We start from the raw sequence: 19,823 nt of genomic DNA, 5'->3' as shown, positions 1-19,823 counted from the left end.
AACTGCTAAAACAGTATTTTTAACTACACTTTAAATTCATACCTTTATTGAGATCATTATGCGACTGTTGTTTATTTTGTTACTTGCATTTATGTCAAGTATTGCCAACGCCGAAGAAGAAGCTGTAAAAGAAGAGCTTCCGCCGATTAACCCAGCTTACAATGCAGAGCATGCTATGGTGCTCGTTAATCAAGGCTCGCGTATTTTTGCAGTTAGCCTACCGACTTATAAATTACCTCACGATGTGCAAGTTGTTTATCAAATTGAAAACCCAGATGTCGCTTTTTTAAGCCTGGTACGTGATGCAGAGCTTATTACTATCAAACCACAACCATTTAATATTCAACGGCTAATGCGTGGCGAAGAACTAACAATTACGGCAGATGTGTATGCCGGACACTACCAGCGCGATGGCAGTTTGGTTTATCAACATAGACCTATTGTAATGAGTAAATTACTTTATGCGCGGGAATTAACTGATTTGAACGAATCATCGCAGTGGCAAGAATACGACATGATCACCCTCAAAAATAATGAGCGAATTTATATCCATAAAATTACCCAAGCACCGAGTTTTAATCACCTTATTTTTGCAGATTTAACCAATGCCTGTTTGCAAAAATTTCGCACATCAAAACGCGTCCCAAGTATTGGGGAACTCACCTATAAATTTGCCAACTGTGGTACTTTAAAGCCGCTCTATTTTGATGTTGAAGGTTTGCAGTAAAAAATTATTTACTCGAAAATAGTTGCATAGTTATAAACTTTAACCCTTGCTGCATCTTCTCGCTCGATTGTCCTGCAAAACCAAGCCGAGCATAGCTATAGTTTATGGGCTTTAAACTACGTACTGAGTTGGTAAAGTAAAACTCGGCTTGGGTTTGTAAATATATACCTTGCTTTGCTAACTGCGCTTTTAAGTACTGAGTGTCTTTATTAAAGTTGACCCACATCGCCATGCCGCCGTCGGGCTTTTTATACTCGATTGGGTAGCCTGATGTTTGCAACTGCGTAAGATAATCATCCATCGCTTCATAGCGCTGTTTATACAGTTTGGTCATACGCTTTAAATGGCGTTCAAAGCCACCTTCTTTCATCCAGTGCGCCACAGCTAATTGCATGATCACATCGTTCTTATGGTTCATCAGCTGCTTCCACGCAGTTAATTGCGCTAATACTTCAGGCGCTGCGCAGATATAACCGATACGTGCGGCTGAAAACATAATCTTTGAAAACGTCGATAGATAAATAACAATGCCCGCGGGGTCATCGGCGGCCATGGGTTGTAATGGCTGACAGCGATAATGAAATTCATGGTCGTAGTCATCTTCGATGATCATCACGTTATGGGCATAACACAGTTGATAAATTTGCAAGCGCCGCGTTGGCGATAAGGTCACGGTAGTTGGGTATTGGTGCAGCGGCGTTAAGTACAGCATTTTAATTGGATAACATTCCAGCTGGGCTTTTAAATCATCAACACATAAGCCTTCATCGTCTTGTTTTATATCAATCAATTGCGCGCCACAAGCTGCAAATGCTTGCCTTGCTGGCGGATAACCTAACGTTTCTACTGCGACAAAGTCATCTTTTTTTATAAACGCTTTTGCGATTAAAAACAGTGCTTCTTGCGAGCCATTGCAGATCAATACGTCGCTTACGTTTAAATTACGCGCTTTGTATAAGTAATCACAAATATGAGCTTTTAATTGCTCGTTACCACTGACCTGCCCATAATGCAGTTGATTGATATCTAAGTGATTACACACATGGCTGATGGAGCGTTTAAATTCTTTTTGTGGGAAACTGGCAAGATCAGGCAAGCCACCAGCAAAGTTATATTTATACGCAGTTAAATCCATTCCAGCAGCAGGCACAGCCAATGTTTTAGCAAATTGATAAGGTTTTACTTTCAGTATTGGAGTACTTGAGGTACTAACACTACTTTGAATGGGCAATGACTTGGTGATCCGATAACCTGAGCGCTGCTGAGATTCAAGCCAGCCTTCCGCTACTAATAATTGCAAAGCATTCATCACTGTATGGCGATTGAGCTGATAAGTGTTTGCCATGACACGCGCCGAGCTGAGTTTTACCCCTGGCGCAAGCTTGCCTTGCATTATGGCACTGCGTATCGCGCTGGCTAGTTGCAAATATTTGGCAGGCTCTGACTCATCAAATTCAATAACTAACGGCTGCATTACGACTCCAAAAACACTCTAAACTGGTCTAGTTAAAAAGCTAAAACTGGTTGTTTATTACTGACCAAAGTAGCGTACCTTTGTTATTCATAAATAGCAAAATATGGGGCTTATCATGTTTACAAAACACATTCATCAAACCAGTAAGCTGGCTTTAGAGCCACTAACACAAAACCACCTCGAGGGGCTATATCAAGCAGGCCAAGATCCACAAATATGGCGTTGGGTTTTAATAAATTACACCCAAACCCGTGCAATTCTCGATGATTGGTTTATCAATACAGCGCAGTTTAATGCCGAACAACAAATAGTCTACGCCATAGTTGATAAAGTAAGTAAGCAGGTGCTTGGTACTACACGTTTATTTAGGTTAGATAAAAAAAATTACAGCGCCGAGATTGGCCACACATTTATTGCTAAAAAGTGGCAACGTAGTTTTGTAAATACCCACGCTAAATACTTGCTACTGCAATATGCGTTCAAAGAATTAGGCTTAGTGCGTATTGCTTTTAATACCCATGAACAAAACCAAAAATCGCGTAATGCTATAGCACGCCTTGGCGCGCGCTTTGAAGGCATTAGTTATAAAGACAGGTTACTTGCTGATGGCTCATACCGAAACACCGCTCAGTTCAGTATTATAGACGAGCAATGGCCGACAATAAAATCTCAGTTAGAAGGAAAACTATAATGTACCCAGCGGCCCATTTTCAACAACATGATAGCAAGCAATTACAACAGTTAGTAAATAGCTATCCACTGGCGACCATTTTAATGCCTAATACACAAAACCAACTCAATGATATATGCCGCGTGCCGTTATTATATGACCCAGCTCGCGAGGTTTTTATCGGCCATGTGGCCAAATATAATCCCCTGTCATCATTTGATGGTCAATCAGTGAAGCTATTGTTTAGTGGCGATGATTGCTATTTATCGCCCGCTTACGCACACAATAAAACCCTACCTAGTTGGCTTTATTCGAGTGTTTATGTGACAGCTAAAGTGCGTATTGTTAAAGACCAACAGCACAAAGAACAGATCATGCAACGACTAACCGATCACTTTGAGCAACACTTTACTGAGCATGCTACAGATAAATGGCAAATTAATGAGGTACCCGTACAGCAGCGCAAGGCAATGTATCAACAATTAAGTTTTATTGAATTTATTACCATTCATTGGCAGGGCAATTTTAAACTTAGTCAAAACAAGCCAGCTGAAATACGTGCAGCCATAAAGCAAAGTTTAATGTTAGCGGGGAAACTCAGTATTGCTGAGTTAATCAATTAGCGGTGCTATAAAAATGAAAAAAGGCTCCTCGGAGATCTTAGAGCCTTTGGTTAACTTTGAAATAAACTCGGTTTAGTAATTAGTTAAAAGCAAACAGATGCGGGGCAATATTTTGGTAATCAACTGCCATGGCGATACTCAGTGCAGTGATATTCACAATTGAAAACGCAAATACTTGGCGTGCCCAACCACTAATATCAATATTACGACGATAACCTCGCAGCGCCATTAATAACCACCAAAAACTAGTAGTGCAAGCAACAGCTAAAAAAGCCATACCGGTATAACCGCCGATGGTTAATAACATTACCACTAACGCATATACCGCGATATACAACACAATATGATGTTTAGCTTTATCAATACCTTGCGCTACCGGTAATACCGGAATACGCGCAGCTTGGTAGTCTTTATAGCGAAAAATAGCAATCGCATAAGAGTGCGGCATTTGCCACAAACTAAACATTACTAATAAGATCAACGCGCCAACATCAAACTGTGCTGAAACAGCACAGTACCCTACCACTGGTGGTACTGCTCCTGATAAACTACCGATAAACGTGCCATACACTGAGCGACGCTTCATATATAAGCTGTAAACACCCACGTATATGACATAACCAAACACAGCAAAAAATACCGCAATCCAGTTAGTAAAAACCATTAGTAAAGCAAAGCCTAGTAAGCCAAGTACTGTGCCATGCAGCAAAGCCGTGGTTGCAGACATTTCACCGGTAACGGTTACCCGTGTTCGCGTACGCGCCATGCGAATATCAATATCACGGTCGATCACATTATTGATCACGCAACCTGAGGCTACCACCAGTGATAAACCAACTAATGTAGCAAGCATTAGCCAGCCATCAATATCACCACGCGAGGCGAGTAAAAACCCACCCGCAACCGAGATCAAATTACCCATGATAATACCGGGCTTAGTGACCTTTAAATAACGACGAAACATCTGCAGTTCCCCTATTCTTTGCTTTACGAAAACGTACTAGCTGGGGCTAGTACATCATCATGGCGTTCGATTCGTAGATGATCCATACAGACAGGCCAACCACCATGACGATGATCAGCGCACTGAAGATGAACGATAACGAACTGGCTTTACCGTCTTCGGTGGTAAAGTTCAGGTGCAAGAAGTATTTTAAATGCACCCAAATTTGCACAATGGCCATTACGACAACACAGGCAAATGTGGTTGGTTTTGACAATGTACCGCTCATCACCGCCCAAAATGGAATGGCCGTTAGAATGATTGATAAAACAAAACCTATTAAATAGTCTTTAACACTGCCATGTGAAGCATCACTATGGCTTTGTGTATGTAGCTCATTAAATACATGTGATTCACTGTGGCTCATTACATCACTCCCATTAAGTAAACAACGGTAAATACGCAGATCCATACCACATCTAAAAAGTGCCAAAACAAACTTAAGCAACTTAAACGTGTAACGGTTGCTGAGTTTAAACCACGACGTGATACTTCGATCATCATCGTCGCCATCCAAATTAGACCAGCGGTTACGTGCATACCGTGTAAGCCTACTAAAGAGAAGAGCGAGGTTAAAAATGCGCTGCGCTGCGGGCCATTACCATGGGCAATTAAATGATGAAATTCATAAATTTCCATACCAATAAACACAGCACCAAAAGCAAAAGTAATTGCCAGCCACGTTAATGTAGCGGCCTTCTTTTGCGCATGAGCTGAGATCATCGCAAAACCAAAAGTGATACTACTTAGTAGCAATGCAGCAGTTTCAACCGCTACAAAGTCCAGTTCAAAAATATCTTTGCCAGATACGCCACCCGCTGTATTCATATAAAGCACAGCGTAGGTGGCAAAGAAAGAAGCAAACAATAAGCAGTCGGTCATTAAGTAAAGCCAAAAACCAAATACCGTATCGCCACCAGTATCATGATGCTCGTGAGCATGGGCATCATGATTGATGATATTTATATCTGCAGAGGTAGCACTCATGCGCTGAACTCCTTACCTTGGTTAAATGTTGTTGCACTTTTATTATGTGCACTTTCAATTTCAAGAATTTCTTCTGGTTGCACGTAGTAATCAACATCACTGGTGTAACAGCGCTTAAAGAATACCGTGATGCCAGCAATAACACCGACAATCGCTAACCACCAAATATGCCAAATCATGGCAAAACAGAAAGTAGTAAAACACGCACTCATCAACACGCCAGATGAGGTATTTTTTGGCATGTGTATAGGTGCATAACTTTCTTGCTGTTGATACGCTTGACCTTTTTCTTTCATGTCAGTCCAAGTATCAATGTCATGAACATGTGGGATAGTAGCAAAGTTGTAATACTGTGGTGGTGACGATGTTGACCACTCAAGCGTATGACCATTCCACGGATCGCCGGTTGTATCTTTTAGTGATTCACGATTTTTAAAGCTCACAATAAGCTGTACAACTTGGAACAAAATACCAAACATAATGATCACCGCACCGACAAAGGCAATGTATAACCAGATATTCCAATCTGGGTTATTGGTGTGGTTTAAGCGACGTGTCATACCTAAGAAACCAAGTACGTATAACGGCATAAATGCAACAAAGAAACCAATTAACCAACACCAGAAAGACGCCTTGCCCCAACCTTCGTGAAGTTTAAAGCCCATTGCTTTCGGGAACCAAAATGCGAAACCAGCCAAGTATCCAAATACCGCACCGCCGATGATGGTGTTATGAAAATGTGCAATCAGGAATAGGCTGTTGTGTAATACATAATCAGCACCTGGGATTGCTAGTAGTACTCCTGTCATCCCGCCGATTGTAAAGGTCACCATAAAGCCAAGTGTCCAAAGTACAGGAACTGTGATGCGTAAACGACCACGATAAATAGTAAATAACCAGTTAAACAGTTTCACTCCGGTGGGCACCGCAATGACCATGGTCATTACGCCAAAGAAGGCATTAACATTAGCACTGGACCCCATAGTGAAGAAATGGTGTAACCAAACAATAAAACCTAAGATAGAAATTGCACCACTGGCATAAACCATAGATTTATAACCAAATAAACGTTTACCAGTAAAGGTCGAGATAACTTCAGAGAAAATACCAAACGCAGGTAAAATCAAGATATACACTTCAGGGTGACCCCAAGCCCAAAACAGGTTGATGTACATCATGGCGTTGCCGCCAGCTTCATTAGTAAAGAAGTGGAAGCCTAAATAACGGTCTAGCGTTAACATAGTCAACACCGCAGTTAAGATTGGAAATGACGCAGCAATTAAGATATTTGCCCATGTACATGTCCAGGTAAAAATTGGCATTTGCATTAAACGCATACCAGGGGCACGCATTTTAAACACTGTTACTAAAAAGTTTACTGCCGTTAATAGTGTACCAATACCTGATATTTGCAGTGCCCAAATATAATAATCGACCCCGACTCCAGGGCTAAAAGACATCTCCGATAGCGGCGGATAAGCCACCCAACCTGTTTTTGCAAATTCACCACAGAACAATGAAATATTAATTAATATTGCACCACCGGCAGTAAGCCAAAAACTTAGATTATTTAAAAACGGAAATGCTACATCGCGCGCACCAATTTGCAGTGGCAATACAATATTCATTAGACCAATCATAAATGGCATCGCCATAAAGATGATCATAATCACCCCATGCGCGGTGAAGATTTGGTCATAATGCTCTGGCGGCAAATAACCCGTTGCGCCTCCTGTAGCAAGCGCCAATTGTGCCCGCATCATAATGGCATCTGAGAAACCACGAAACAGCATGATCAAGGCAAGGATAATGTACATCACACCTAAGCGTTTATGATCGATTGAGGTGATCCAGTCGTGCCATAGCACACCCCATTTTTTATATTTTGTGACTAAAGCTGCAATCAATGCCCCTGCAATCACTACTACCGCCATTGTCACCATCAAAATAGGTTCATGAAACGGAATGGCATCTAACGATAATTTTCCAAATAACGACATAATTATTCCTCGCCCTCGCTGTGCATTGTGTGATTTTCATGACCGCTGTGCTCAGGCATTGCACTGTGCATTTTGTTCATATCACCATGTGCTTGCATATATTTCATAATGATGGTGTGGAACAAGCCATCATCAACATCAGCAAAATAAGTCACTGGGTTGTTTTCACTCGGTAATGCCAGTGCATCATAATTCGCTTTAGTGAGCGTATTAGCTTGGCTTTTCACCTTGTTTACCCACGTATCAAAGTCAGCTTGCGTTGGCGTAGCTATGGCATTAAATTTCATACCAGTAAAACCTGCGCCGCTGTAGTTAGCAGAAAAGCCTTTAAACGTACCTGGTTCATTAGCAATCAAATGCAACTTAGTTTCCATGCCCGCCATCGAGTAGATTTGGCTACCTAGTTGTGGGATGAAAAATGAGTTCATGGTACTTTCTGAGGTGATTTTATATTCCACCGGTACATTGGCTGGAAATACCAATTCATTAACCGTAGCAATACCTTGCTCAGGATAAATAAACAGCCATTTCCAATTCAGTGATACCACTTCAACTGTTAAGTGTTTGCCTTTACCTTCAAGCGGTTTATAAGGGTCAAGCTGTTGCGTTGATTGCCAAGTAATGACACCCAGTACAATCACTATCACAATAGGAATGGCCCAGACTGCGGCTTCAATTTTTCCTGAGTGTGCCCATTTTGGCGCATAAATTTGCTGCTCTTGGCCATCACGATATTTCCACGCAAAGTACAAGGTCATCACAATCACAGGAATAACCACAATTAACATCAGCACAGTGGCAATGATGATCAGATTTTTTTCATCTATCCCAACTTGCCCTTTTGGATCAAGCACCCCGCCTTTACAGCCAGTCAGTGCGAGCACAGTTGTGCCCAGAGCAATATTACAGAGGTTTCGAATTAACAAAGGACTATCCTACAACCTAAAATTTGATATGTGCTGCCCCTACAACTCTAAATAAAAGCGTAAAAACAACGGTTTGAATATTCCTCAGGTAACTTTTTAGCGCCATAAAAAATACTAAGCATCAAAAAAGTAATAAAGGAATTTGAGGGTGTTGGTTGAATCGCAGGTACACTGCGGCTAAGCGTTATTACAGCGGACAGAATCAGCAGAATAGTTAAAAAGCCAAACTATCTATAACGAGTAGCGTTCAACCATTAACAAGAGGTGGAGCACGACAACCATGAGCGCTGTGTACTACTAAAGATGTTTTTGTTTGACGAAAAGCAAAGGCTGCTTTGCGTAAAATAACCCCAGCACGACGCCCTGGGAAAAAGTGAAAAATCAACCAACATAAACCAATAAGTAACTGGCACGACACAACTGGATATGCCAAAAAGCCCAATACATTAATTAAAGATGACTCATATACAGCCCCTTCAGTTAATAAGCTTTTTAGCTCTGTCGCATCTTCAATACTACCATTTACCAGCATGGCTGAATTAATTAATAAAATAACTAATACAGAAAATAGCTCTCGTCCGGCAAAAAGTGCACGCGCACGCAACTGCCATCTACTAAGCGTAGAGTGCGTTTTTGCTGGCGGACAATTTTGCGAATTCAAACGTATATGGCCTTATTGGTTATATATTACGAAGTAAAGAGATTGGCTTTACGCTATTTTCCACTTCGTTGTTATGATCTTAATCAATAAAGTTTCAGTAATTACTGAAATTTCGGGAGGATTATAACAAAGTCAACACAAGCTACAAGTATAAAACAACATAGCGGGCTAACTTTTTATTAATATATTGAATTACAGCTATAAAAAAAGCGCCATACTGGCGCTTTAAAAATAACTTAAATGATAATTGGCGGCTTTTATAAAATAAAAAGCAACTCAAGCTAAGTTATCCCCTAACTTGAGTCGTCTTTTTAACAACATCTTCACACACAATTATAAAGATTCGTTTAATAGCGTATTCGCTATTGAATTTGGTATTGGCTGCTTCGCCATCTAACTGCATGTCGGTTAAAATAAAAAGCAACTCAAGCCAAGTTATCCCCTAACTTGAGTCGTCTTTTTGACAACATCTTCACACACAATTATAAAGATTCGTTTAATAGCGTATTCGCTATTGAATTTGGTATTGGCTGCTTCGCCATCTAACTGCATGTCGGTTAAAATAAAAAGCAACTCAAGCCAAGTTATCCCCTAACTTGAGTCGTCTTTTTGACAACATCTTCACACACAATTATAAAGATTCGGTTCTAATATTTTTCAATACGTATTGTAGATTCACTGATGAACAATAAGTTCATTTAATCGCGTGGCAGTAAATAAAAGCAGTTCAAGCTCAGGTTAACTAAACTTGAACTGTCTTTTTGACAACATCTTCACACACAATTATAAAGATTCAGTTTTAGCGTTGTTCAATAAACACTGTAATTCAGTGACAAACTTTCAGTTCGTCCAATCATGTGGCAGTAAAATAAAAACAGTTCAAGCCCAGTTTGTACTAAACTTGAACCGCCTTTGACAACATCTTCACACACAATTATAAAGATTCTTTGTAAGCGGCTTGTTCATTTCGCTTCCTTGAAACTAAATTTAGTGTAATAGCTCAAAGCTTACAACTGATAAAAATAAATCTGATAGATGAAAAAAATTAACTCATAGACTTTAGTCTAAATTTTAACCCTAAAATCAACTTAAATGTTCACAAAAAACTTTATCAAAAGATATTATTTTATAATAAACAATCAATTGAAAACAAAGCCCGCTAAGCATCACAGTTATGAGAAATGATTTCACTTAAAGTGAAGATAATTTTGGATCGATCCATTTTAATATTATATTCTCAAAAAATTGCAAAATAAGAATAACAGGATATTAATATGATTCGCAAAACCATACTAGTTGGCTTACTTAGTTACTCATTTAGCTTAACTGCCGCACCAATCGCAATGCACCAAATTAAAGGATTAAACAAAGCAGCGATTACACACGCTGATCTTGCTCCTTTACTAGATACGTTAGCTGCTCACCCCAGCATAGAGCGAAAAAATTTAGGTCAATCATTCTTAGGTAAATCAATTGATGCATTTTATATTGGCTCGGGGCCAATCAAAGTTATGATGTGGAGCCAAATGCATGGTGATGAAAATACGGCAAGTGCCGCATTAACGGATTTTTTAAGCTATGCAATCGAAACAAAAAATGATGCATGGCGAGAAAATTGGCAAAACAAACTATCACTGATGATCATTCCTATGGTCAATCCCGATGGGGCACAGCTGCAAACCCGTTTTAATGCGCAAGGAATAGATTTAAACCGCGATGCTAAAGCGTGGAGCTAAAGCACACTTTTTACTACGCAACGATAAACACATCGAATACGCCGTATTAGGTAGTCAACTTATAAAACTTTAAATTTAAGTACGTTAGCCCTGTTCTCAGGGCTTGTTATTTTTTGCGATCTTTTTTGGCTGTATTTTTACGTAGATAATAACGATACCAACCTAGCCAAGCCAACCCTAAACTTGCCAACGAGGCGATGATCCATAGCACTTTAAGGCTTAGTCCACCTACACTGCCATTATGCAGTGGATGTAGCCAGTTTTTGATTTGGTTACTTATTCCTTGCTGCCTAAGATCGAAGACCTTCACTACCTCACCTGAGCGCGGATTAATATCAATATAACTGTTTGGAAAACGTGTCGATTTATCATCACTTACCTGCATGCGCAGTCGATAATAGCCTTGGTTTACGCTGGGAGTTTCTATCCATGCAAGTCGCGCTTTAGGCAGTTGTGTTTGTGCTATTTTCACAGCCTGAGTAACACTAATTTGCGGGTTTGAAAAAGTTAACTGTGGTGCTGGTCTTGCGGCACTTTCGACTTCACCCAGTGCCCAGCCAAGCAAGCCATTGGTCTCTTTGGGCAAGGCTAGCATCGCACCGGTACTAGTAAGAATAAACAAGGGTAACAACATCACTAAACCGATTGTTTTATGCCAATCGTACATGTGTCCTAATAAAGCAGCGCGGCGCTTAAAACGCAATTGCCTCAACCAAAAACCTGACTTAGGCCACCACGCAACTAAACCTGTGAGTAATAAGAGCGCGCTGCCAATTCCAAGGTAACCGACAATAATTGTCCCTGTACTGCCAAGTAGTAAAGTAAAGTGCAAGTTATACAGCCAAGTTACTAGGTAATCGCCCCAAAATGACTGTCTGAGCAAGGTGCTGCCATCAGATGACAACCACACCATCATAGGTGCAAAATCCTGCCCTTGAGTCTCTTGAGGGTTATAATAGCGCGCCGGAATGAATTGTTGTTCAGGGGTCACTTCAAACCGCCACGGTCCCAGCTTATCTGGATACTGCATGCGTAATGTTTTTAATGCAGTGTTGTAATCACACGGTTGCTGCGCTGCATTTGCTAATTCCGGATGCAACCAGGTATCTATTTGCGGATAATAAACAAGTGCAGCTCCTGACAAGCAAAGGATCACAAAAAACATGCCAAGGCTTAACCCCAACCATAGATGAAGTCGCCTTGCCAACTTGCGCCACGCGAGTAACTGCTTACCCATTAATACTTAAACTTAATTGCAACAGATATAGCACGACCTTGTGCTGGGCTATGCAGAGTTTACGAGTCATCCCACTATACATATTCATAATACTCATCAGTTAAATTATCAACTTGCGTGCTTAACATCAGTGCCGAATTAACGTCATAACTTGCTTTAAGCCTAAGTAGTGAAAAGTCACCATATCGTCCTTGGCTATTACTTAGTGCTAATTCGTAATCAGAAAGCGCACGCAGTTTCGCAGCCAAGTTTAATTGCGTTGTTAATTAAGTTGTTAATTGATAATCAATGCCTTGCAGTGAATAAACGATTAGGAATACATCATATTATACAGTCCATACGAGCTTCACTGGGTGTGACATATTGTCGCAGTGGTCGATTACTTGCCACATTTTAGCCGTAAGTGGGCATTAAAAAAGCGCCTGTTATTAAAGAGGCGCTTTTTTAATGTATATTTGCTAGCTATCACGAGCTTATAAAATTTGGTTTTCTTTCCAAACTTGCTCTTTTTCCATACGCTTTTTACGCTTGTCGCATGGATCATCGCAATCACAGGCCTTATCAATACCTACAGAGCCTAAACCACCACAACTGCTGGCCATAGATTTCTTTTGTACCATCATGCCCACAGCCATCGCCGCAACTATTAAAAGCAATAAACCAAATGTAAGAAGAAAAAGTGACATTGCTTAGCCCCTATTGATCAGCAATAAAATAATGCTTGATGATAATCACCAAGCTGTTGCTATTATAAACTGATTTAAACCGCGCTACAAATAGGGTTTAAATGCAGGGCTCGAATAAGTCACTAAGCCATCTTTTGATTTGCCGATCAGATAAACCGGTAAATCATTTTTTTCAGCATAGGCTTTGGCTTTATCCATCCCCATCACAGTCAGTGCTGTTGCAAGGCCGTCAGCTGTCATCGCTGATGGATGCAATACAGTAACCGATACTAGATCATGACGACTTGGCATACCGGTTGCTGGATCAATTAAATGGCTATAGGTAATACCATCCATCTCATAGTAAATGCGATAATCACCCGATGTCGCAATGCCGTTATTACCCGGCGCTAATACACGGTGCACTTTACGCACACCAGGCTCTGCGTCCGGTTGTTCTATCGCAATGCGCCAATCTTGATCATTTGGTTTTTTACCCGCTACTCTCAGCTCGCCACCGATTTCAACCATATAATTAGCTAAATCGTGACTTTCTAATAACTCAGCCACTTTATCTATGCCATAGCCTTTTGCAGTAGCTGAAAACGACAACTCCAAACCATCGATTGTTTTTGCTAAACCTTGCTCAGTCAGTATTAATTTATCAACGCCAATTTGTGCAACCATCGCGGTTAGCTCTGCGTCAGTTGGACGTTTTGTTGGTTTTTTATCAGGGCCAAAACCCCATAAATCAATTAATGGGCCCATAGTTACATCAAGGGTTTTAGTTGATTTACCTAGTCGAATAGACTCACTAACAACTGCTCTAAAATCACTGCTGATTGGCATTACTTGTCCAGCAGATAGACGATTAAATGTATTGATCTCTGAATCCGGTATATAGGTCGACATTGATTGATTAATGTCTTTAAGAAGCTGTGTTATCTCTGGTAGTAAATTCAGTGAATCCAATTTTTCTTGATTGGCGAACACCTTTATATGGTAGGTAGTCCCCATCGTTTTACCTTCGAGATAAAGCTCTTGTGGTTCATCGCTCTGGCCACAACCACTAATGAGTAAAGTGAGGGTAAGGAAGAATAAGGCAATGATGCCTTGCGGGTGAAAAACTCTATTCATTGCAGCCTACTTAGTTAAGTTAATAATATAAAAAAGCCTCGTAACAATGATTGTTACGAGGCTAGCATTTTAACTAATTTTAATTAGTTTTGGTATTAACCACCGAAATCATCTAGTAAGATATTTTCGTCTTCAACACCTAAGTCTTTCAACATAGTGATAACCGCAGCGTTCATCATTGGAGGACCACACATGTAGAACTCACAATCTTCCGGTGCTTCGTGATCTTTAAGATAGTTCTCAAATAACACGTTATGGATAAAGCCAGTGTAGCCTTCCCAGTTATCTTCAGGTTGTGGATCTGAAAGCGCTGTATGCCATACAAAGTTATCATTTTCAGCCGCTAGGCCGTCAAAATCTTCTACGTAGAACATTTCACGTTTAGAACGTGCACCATACCAGAAGCTCATCTTACGCTTAGAGTTTAAGCGCTTAAGTTGGTCAAAGATATGTGAACGCATTGGCGCCATACCAGCACCACCACCTACGAATACCATTTCAGCGTCAGTGTCTTTTGCGAAGAACTCACCAAATGGACCAGAGATAGTTACTTTATCACCTTCTTTAAGTGACCAAATGTACGATGACATTTTACCACATGGAAGGCTTAAGTCTCTTGGTGGCGGCGCAGCGATACGCACGTTAAGCATAATGATGCCTTCTTCTTCTGGGTAGTTCGCCATTGAGTAAGCACGAATTGTTTCTTCGTCTACTTTAGACTCCAGCTTGAAGAAACCAAAATGGTTCCAATCGCCACGATACTCTTCTGGTACATCGAAATCAGCATATTTAACGTGGTGCGCAGGGGCTTCAATTTGAATATAACCACCGGCACGAAACGGTACTGACTCGCCATCAGGAATTTGTAGCTTAAGCTCTTTAATGAAGGTTGCTTTGTTATCGTTAGAGATAACTTCACAATCCCATTTTTTAACACCGAAAATTGACTCTTCAAGCTCAATTTCCATGTCGTTTTTAACATTTACCTGACACGCTAAACGACAGCCTTCACGGGCTTCACCTTTAGAGATGTGATCAAGTTCTGTTGGTAAGATATCGCCGCCACCTGAATGAATGTGTACACGACACTGACCACAAGAGCCACCGCCACCACATGCAGATGATACGAAGATACCTGACTCAGATAACGCGCCTAAAAGCTTGGTACCTGCTGATGTTGTAATGGCTTTATCTGGATCGCCATTTACGCCGATGATGATGTCACCGCTTGCAACTAGCTTAGATTTAGCACCAATGATGACTAAAACTAGCAGTACAACGATAGCGATGAAAACACCAACGCCTAAGAAAATCTCATAACTCATGATTTATCCTCGCTACCTATTAAAGTGAAATACCAGAGAATGACATAAAGCCAAGACCCATTAAACCAACAGTGATAAAGGTAATACCTAAACCACGTAGGCCATCTGGCACGTCTGAATATTTCATTTTCTCACGGATACCAGCAAGTAAAGTAATTGCCAGCGCCCAACCCACACCAGAACCGATACCATACACCACTGACTCAGTGAAGTTATAGTTACGTTCAACCATGAAAGATACCGCACCGAAGATTGCACAGTTAACTGTGATCAACGGAAGGAAGATACCTAACGCGTTATAAAGTGCTGGGAAGAACTTATCTAATGCCATTTCAAGAATTTGTACTAGTGCTGCAATAACACCGATAAACGTCAAGAAACGTAAGAAGCTAAGATCCGCTTCAGGGTAACCAAGCCACTCAAGTGCACCAGGTGCAAGAACCGCATGATAAACCAAGTTGTTAACTGGTACTGAAATACCCAATACCACGATAACTGCCACACCTAGGCCGATAGATGTTGTTACTTTCTTTGATACTGCAAGGAAAGTACACATACCTAGGAAGAAGGCTAAAGCTAAGTTTTCAATGAAAACTGCTTTTACGAATAAACTAATATAATGTTCCACTGTCTGCCCCTTACCCTTTCGCTTCTACTTGGTCTTTCTTATAAGTACGAAGTACCCAAATGAATAAACCAATGATGAAGAATGCACTAGGAGGTAAAATCAATAGACCCATAGGTTGATACCAACCGCCATCTTGTACAAGAGGGATGATTTCAACACCAAATAATGTGCCTTTACCAAATAGTTCACGAATAAAGCCAACTGTAAGTAACACTACTGAGTAACCTAAGCCATTACCGATACCATCAAGGAACGACATAACTGGCGGCGACTTCATTGCGTATGCTTCAGCACGACCCATTACGATACAGTTAGTGATGATTAGACCAACGAATACTGACAACTCTTTTGCCGTAGCATAAGAGAAGGCTTGTAATACTTGGTCAACCACGATTACCAGTGACGCAATGATGGTCATTTGCACGATAATACGTACAGATGACGGGATCTGGTTACGAATAATTGAGATAAAGAAGCTTGAAAAAGCCGTTACCAAAGTCAATGCGATTGACATGATTAACGCATTTTTTAAGCTCGACGTTACCGCAAGCGCAGAACAAATACCAAGTACTTGTAGTGCGATTGGGTTATTTGCCAGTACCGGACCAAATAGGACCGACTTCATTTCTTTAGTATCAGCCATTATTTCAACGCTCCTTCACGTACTCTCGCAAGGAAAGGACCAAAGCCGTTTTCGCCAGTCCAAAAGTCAACTGCGTGATCAACACCATTAGACGTTAAAGTTGCACCTGATAAACCATCAATTTGATGATCGTTTTTAGCGCCACTTTTTACAACATCGACAGGTAACTCTTTACCTTCCCATGTTGCAGTCCATTGTGGGTTTTGAATTTCCCCACCTAGACCTGGTGTTTCATTATGCTTGTAGAAGTTAATATCTTTAACCGTTTCGCCATCGCTTTCAAGCGCTAAGAAACCATACATAACACCCCAAAGGCCGTAACCTTGGATTGGTAGAATGATAGCATCTGTAGAACCGTCTGCTTTTTTCGAGATATATACAGGTGAGTTGTCAGTCATACGCTGGATACCAGCAATATCTTTAACACCTTTCTCTTTTAAAGACTTACTGATGTTCTGGTCGAACTTGCTTTTTTCGAAATCAAATGAGTTTGGATCAACATCCACAAACTCACCGGTTTCCATATTAACAACACGCGCTTCGATTTTAGCGTTAAAGGTATCAGAGATATTTTCTACTGCAGTAATACCTGCTGCTGCTAAGATATTTTTTTGAATATCTTGCGTTTTGTTAGCTTGCTGTAAAGGGCGAAGCTGAACTGAAGCAAACGATACGATGATTGCACACACTAAACATAGTGCAACAACAACGGTAAGCGTTTTGCCGATTGATTCGTTATTACTAGACATTACGTGCCAACCTCCGCTTGATATTAGCTTGCACTACGAAGTGATCAAATAATGGTGCAAATAAGTTAGCAAATAAAATTGCTAGCATCATACCCTCTGGGAATGCAGGGTTAATTACACGGATCATTACAACCATCACACCAATTAGCGCGCCGTATGCGAATTTTGCTTTATCTGTAAATGCCGCAGACACTGGGTCTGTCGCCATAAAGAACATACCAAAAGCAAATCCACCCAATACTAAGTGCCAATGCCAAGGCATTGCAAATGCTGGGTTAGTATCTGAGCCAATTGCATTTAATAAGAATGCTGTAGCAACCATACCCAAGAACACACCTAGCACGATACGCCATGAAGCGATACGTACGTAGATTAGGAATAAGCCACCCACTAATAGCGCAAGCGTAGATGTCTCACCTACAGAACCTTGAATGAAACCGTAAAATGCATCCCACCAAAGCGCCATGTTGCTGTAATCAAGTGAACCAACAAACGCTTGACCTAGCATAGTTGCACCAGAGAATGAATCTACTGCTGTCCATACTGTGTCACCTGAAATTTGTGCAGGGTATGCGAAGAATAAAAACGCACGACCCGCTAATGCAGGGTTTAAGAAGTTACGACCAGTACCACCAAAGATTTCTTTAGCGATTACTACACCGAATGTAATACCTAGTGCAACTTGCCATAAAGGAATGGTTGCAGGTAGGATAAGCGCGAATAACACAGACGTTACGAAGAAACCTTCGTTAATTTCATGCTTACGCACTGAAGCAAATATAACTTCCCAGAAACCACCTACAGCAAATGTAACTGCGTAAATAGGTAGGAAGAAACATGCGCCATAAAACATTTTAGCGCCCCAGCCGGATTCAGCAGTTAATTCACCACCAAATATCTGGAACAGGCCAACTTGCCAAGAATTTGCTAGTTCAAAACCTTGTGCTAATGCACCAGCGGCCTGATGACCGATATTGAACATACCAAAAAACATTGCAGGGAACGTCGCCATCCACACTAAAATCATCATGCGTTTTAGGTCGATGTTATCACGAACGTGTGTCGCGCCTTTATTTACGTGACCAGGGGTATAAAAAATAGTTGCAGCTGCTTCATACAGCGCATAAAACTTTTCATGTTTACCACCGGCTTCAAAATGCGGCTCGATATCTTCTAGAAATTTCTTTAAACCCATCTCTCTAGCCTTCCTTCTCGATCGTAGTCAAGCAATCGCGTAGGATTGAACCATACTCGTATTTGCCTGGACAAACGAAGGTACATAACGCTAAATCTTCTTCATCAAGTTCAAGCGCCCCTAATGAAATTGCACTATCCAAATCACGGGCAATTAAGTCACGTAATAAAGGCGTTGGCAAAATATCTAAAGGCATAACACGCTCATAGCTACCAAGTGGTACCATGGCACGTTTTGAACCGCCTGTAGACGTTGTCATTTTAAATAAACGACTCGGTGTTAGGTGTGATAAGAAAGTACGTGTTACAGAGAATTTATCTGTGCCTGGAGCAATCCAACCAAACAACTCTTTTTCGCGACCTTCAAGTAATACCGATACTTGAATGTGGTAACGACCTAAGAATGCTTGAGGACCTTGTGAAGTAGCGCCCGCTAAAACAGAGCCAGAGATAACACGGTTATCGCCGTCTTCTAATTCGCCTGCAACTAAATCATCTAAAGCAGCACCCAGTTGAGTTTTCACTAAACGTGGGTTTTTAACACGCGGACCAGCAAGAGAAATCACACGGTCTGTGCTAATTTCACCAGTTAGGAATAAGTGACCAAAGGCAATAACGTCTTGGTAACCGATATGCCAAACTTGCTTGCTTACCGATACTGGATCTAAGTGATGGATATGTGTGCCAACAAGGCCAGCCGGATGTACGCCACCAAACTCATGTACTTCTACTTGAGGAATTGATGAGCTAGGTACTTGGCTACCTGCTTGTTTACAAACAAATACCTTACCATCGGTCAGACGTGATACTACAGCTAAACCTGCTTCAAATGCTTGTACATTTTCAGCAATAATCACTTGCAGGATCTGCAGCAAGAGGGTTAGTGTCGATAGCCGTCACAAAGATCGAACTAGGATTTGCATCCACAGCCGCTACTTTGCTGAATGGGCGAGCACGTAATGCTGTCCATTGACCTGACTGGATTAGTACTTCTTTGGCTTTTTCACGATCGAGACTCGAAAGTTGCTCAGTCGAGAAAGCGTCAAAGGTGATTTGCTCACTGCCGTTTATTTCAATAACGACAGATTGCAGCACACGTTTTGCACCACGATTAATTTCTTTTACTGTACCAGCAGCTGGAGCAGTAAATAATACACCTGGGTTCTTTTTGTCTTCAAAAAGTACCTGGCCTTTTTTAACTTGGTCATCCACACGAACATGCATGGTTGGACGCATACCAATAAACTCTTCACCTAGCACAGCTACACGTTTGACGGTAGAACCATCATGAATAACTTGCTGAGGCGCGCCCTCTATGGGTAAGTCCAGACCTTTTTTATGTTGATCATACGCACTTGCACTACATTAACGGAAAGAAACTGAAAAATCGTACCGACCACGTCGCTTTTCTTGATAACCCTAAGCCAAATTCAAGATA

At 41.0% G+C, this 19,823-nt stretch carries 20 protein-coding genes and 1 pseudogene; 4 read left to right on the top strand and 17 right to left on the bottom strand.

The window, feature by feature from the left end:
• Positions 1–58 precede the first annotated feature (58 nt).
• Entirely contained in the window at positions 59–727 is a 669-nt protein-coding gene (locus tag P4S61_RS12980; RefSeq protein ID WP_337118384.1) for a hypothetical protein, read from the top strand.
• 4 nt (positions 728–731) lie between these two features.
• Here the strand turns inward: P4S61_RS12980 and pdxR are convergent, their stop codons facing one another.
• A complete protein-coding gene (gene pdxR, locus P4S61_RS12975; RefSeq protein WP_337118383.1) occupies positions 732–2,201 on the bottom strand; it encodes a MocR-like pyridoxine biosynthesis transcription factor PdxR in 1,470 nt (489 codons plus the stop codon).
• 115 nt (positions 2,202–2,316) lie between these two features.
• On the opposite strand from pdxR, the gene P4S61_RS12970 reads away from it, so the two are divergent.
• Together P4S61_RS12970 and P4S61_RS12965 are read left to right on the top strand one after the other, a co-directional pair.
• The gene (locus P4S61_RS12970) at positions 2,317–2,892 is read left to right on the top strand and encodes a GNAT family N-acetyltransferase (RefSeq protein WP_337118382.1); all 576 of its coding nucleotides are present in this window, start codon (positions 2,317–2,319) and stop codon (positions 2,890–2,892) included.
• A complete protein-coding gene (locus P4S61_RS12965) occupies positions 2,892–3,494 on the top strand; it encodes an FMN-binding negative transcriptional regulator (protein ID WP_337118381.1) in 603 nt (200 codons plus the stop codon). The genes P4S61_RS12970 and P4S61_RS12965 overlap by 1 nt, the downstream gene beginning before the upstream one ends.
• Positions 3,495–3,573: 79 nt before the next feature.
• Here P4S61_RS12965 and cyoE read toward each other — a convergent pair whose 3' ends face one another.
• The 6 genes from cyoE to P4S61_RS12935 form a co-directional block, all read right to left on the bottom strand.
• Positions 3,574–4,458, bottom strand: coding sequence for a heme o synthase (gene cyoE / locus P4S61_RS12960; RefSeq protein WP_145241352.1), 885 nt, complete (start codon positions 4,456–4,458; stop codon positions 3,574–3,576).
• A 46-nt stretch (positions 4,459–4,504) separates the two neighbouring features.
• Entirely contained in the window at positions 4,505–4,864 is a 360-nt protein-coding gene (gene cyoD / locus P4S61_RS12955; protein ID WP_145241350.1) for a cytochrome o ubiquinol oxidase subunit IV, read from the bottom strand.
• Positions 4,864–5,484, bottom strand: coding sequence for a cytochrome o ubiquinol oxidase subunit III (cyoC, locus tag P4S61_RS12950; RefSeq protein ID WP_337118380.1), 621 nt, complete (start codon positions 5,482–5,484; stop codon positions 4,864–4,866). The genes cyoD and cyoC overlap by 1 nt, the downstream gene beginning before the upstream one ends.
• Positions 5,481–7,484, bottom strand: a complete 2,004-nt coding sequence (gene cyoB / locus P4S61_RS12945) for a cytochrome o ubiquinol oxidase subunit I (protein ID WP_337118379.1) — start codon at positions 7,482–7,484, stop codon at positions 5,481–5,483. Before cyoB ends, cyoC begins: the two co-directional genes overlap by 4 nt.
• Positions 7,485–7,486: 2 nt before the next feature.
• Entirely contained in the window at positions 7,487–8,410 is a 924-nt protein-coding gene (gene cyoA, locus P4S61_RS12940; protein WP_145241343.1) for a ubiquinol oxidase subunit II, read from the bottom strand.
• A gap of 247 nt (positions 8,411–8,657) precedes the next feature.
• The gene (locus P4S61_RS12935) at positions 8,658–9,071 is read right to left on the bottom strand and encodes a hypothetical protein (protein WP_337118378.1); all 414 of its coding nucleotides are present in this window, start codon (positions 9,069–9,071) and stop codon (positions 8,658–8,660) included.
• A gap of 1,274 nt (positions 9,072–10,345) precedes the next feature.
• Here P4S61_RS12935 and P4S61_RS12930 point away from each other — a divergent pair.
• Complete coding sequence (locus tag P4S61_RS12930) at positions 10,346–10,807, top strand: M14 family zinc carboxypeptidase (RefSeq protein ID WP_337118377.1); 462 nt, start codon at positions 10,346–10,348, stop codon at positions 10,805–10,807.
• A gap of 106 nt (positions 10,808–10,913) precedes the next feature.
• Here the strand turns inward: P4S61_RS12930 and P4S61_RS12925 are convergent, their stop codons facing one another.
• The 10 genes and pseudogenes from P4S61_RS12925 to P4S61_RS12880 form a co-directional block, all read right to left on the bottom strand.
• Complete coding sequence (locus tag P4S61_RS12925; protein ID WP_337118376.1) at positions 10,914–12,044, bottom strand: PepSY-associated TM helix domain-containing protein; 1,131 nt, start codon at positions 12,042–12,044, stop codon at positions 10,914–10,916.
• A gap of 74 nt (positions 12,045–12,118) precedes the next feature.
• Complete coding sequence (locus P4S61_RS12920; RefSeq protein ID WP_337118375.1) at positions 12,119–12,292, bottom strand: hypothetical protein; 174 nt, start codon at positions 12,290–12,292, stop codon at positions 12,119–12,121.
• A gap of 225 nt (positions 12,293–12,517) precedes the next feature.
• Positions 12,518–12,730 (bottom strand): (Na+)-NQR maturation NqrM, encoded by a 213-nt coding sequence (nqrM, locus tag P4S61_RS12915; RefSeq protein ID WP_064665619.1) that lies wholly within the window; start codon positions 12,728–12,730, stop codon positions 12,518–12,520.
• A gap of 84 nt (positions 12,731–12,814) precedes the next feature.
• A complete protein-coding gene (locus tag P4S61_RS12910) occupies positions 12,815–13,846 on the bottom strand; it encodes an FAD:protein FMN transferase (protein ID WP_337118374.1) in 1,032 nt (343 codons plus the stop codon).
• 95 nt (positions 13,847–13,941) lie between these two features.
• Positions 13,942–15,171 (bottom strand): NADH:ubiquinone reductase (Na(+)-transporting) subunit F, encoded by a 1,230-nt coding sequence (nqrF, locus tag P4S61_RS12905; protein WP_335677659.1) that lies wholly within the window; start codon positions 15,169–15,171, stop codon positions 13,942–13,944.
• 19 nt (positions 15,172–15,190) lie between these two features.
• On the bottom strand, positions 15,191–15,799 hold the full coding sequence (nqrE, locus tag P4S61_RS12900) for an NADH:ubiquinone reductase (Na(+)-transporting) subunit E (RefSeq protein WP_054205555.1): 609 nt from the start codon (positions 15,797–15,799) through the stop codon (positions 15,191–15,193).
• A gap of 10 nt (positions 15,800–15,809) precedes the next feature.
• The gene (locus P4S61_RS12895; protein ID WP_064665615.1) at positions 15,810–16,442 is read right to left on the bottom strand and encodes an NADH:ubiquinone reductase (Na(+)-transporting) subunit D; all 633 of its coding nucleotides are present in this window, start codon (positions 16,440–16,442) and stop codon (positions 15,810–15,812) included.
• Complete coding sequence (locus P4S61_RS12890; protein WP_337118373.1) at positions 16,442–17,191, bottom strand: Na(+)-translocating NADH-quinone reductase subunit C; 750 nt, start codon at positions 17,189–17,191, stop codon at positions 16,442–16,444. Before P4S61_RS12890 ends, P4S61_RS12895 begins: the two co-directional genes overlap by 1 nt.
• Positions 17,184–18,386, bottom strand: a complete 1,203-nt coding sequence (locus tag P4S61_RS12885; protein WP_337118372.1) for an NADH:ubiquinone reductase (Na(+)-transporting) subunit B — start codon at positions 18,384–18,386, stop codon at positions 17,184–17,186. Before P4S61_RS12885 ends, P4S61_RS12890 begins: the two co-directional genes overlap by 8 nt.
• Positions 18,387–18,390: 4 nt before the next feature.
• Positions 18,391–19,734, bottom strand: a pseudogene (locus tag P4S61_RS12880) (Na(+)-translocating NADH-quinone reductase subunit A).
• Positions 19,735–19,823 lie beyond the last annotated feature (89 nt).

Source organism: Pseudoalteromonas sp. B160, assembly GCF_037162485.1.
GTDB lineage: Bacteria > Pseudomonadota > Gammaproteobacteria > Enterobacterales > Alteromonadaceae > Pseudoalteromonas > Pseudoalteromonas rhizosphaerae.
Note: the sequence above shows the minus strand (reverse complement) of the source record. Positions and strands in the feature narration are given on the sequence as shown.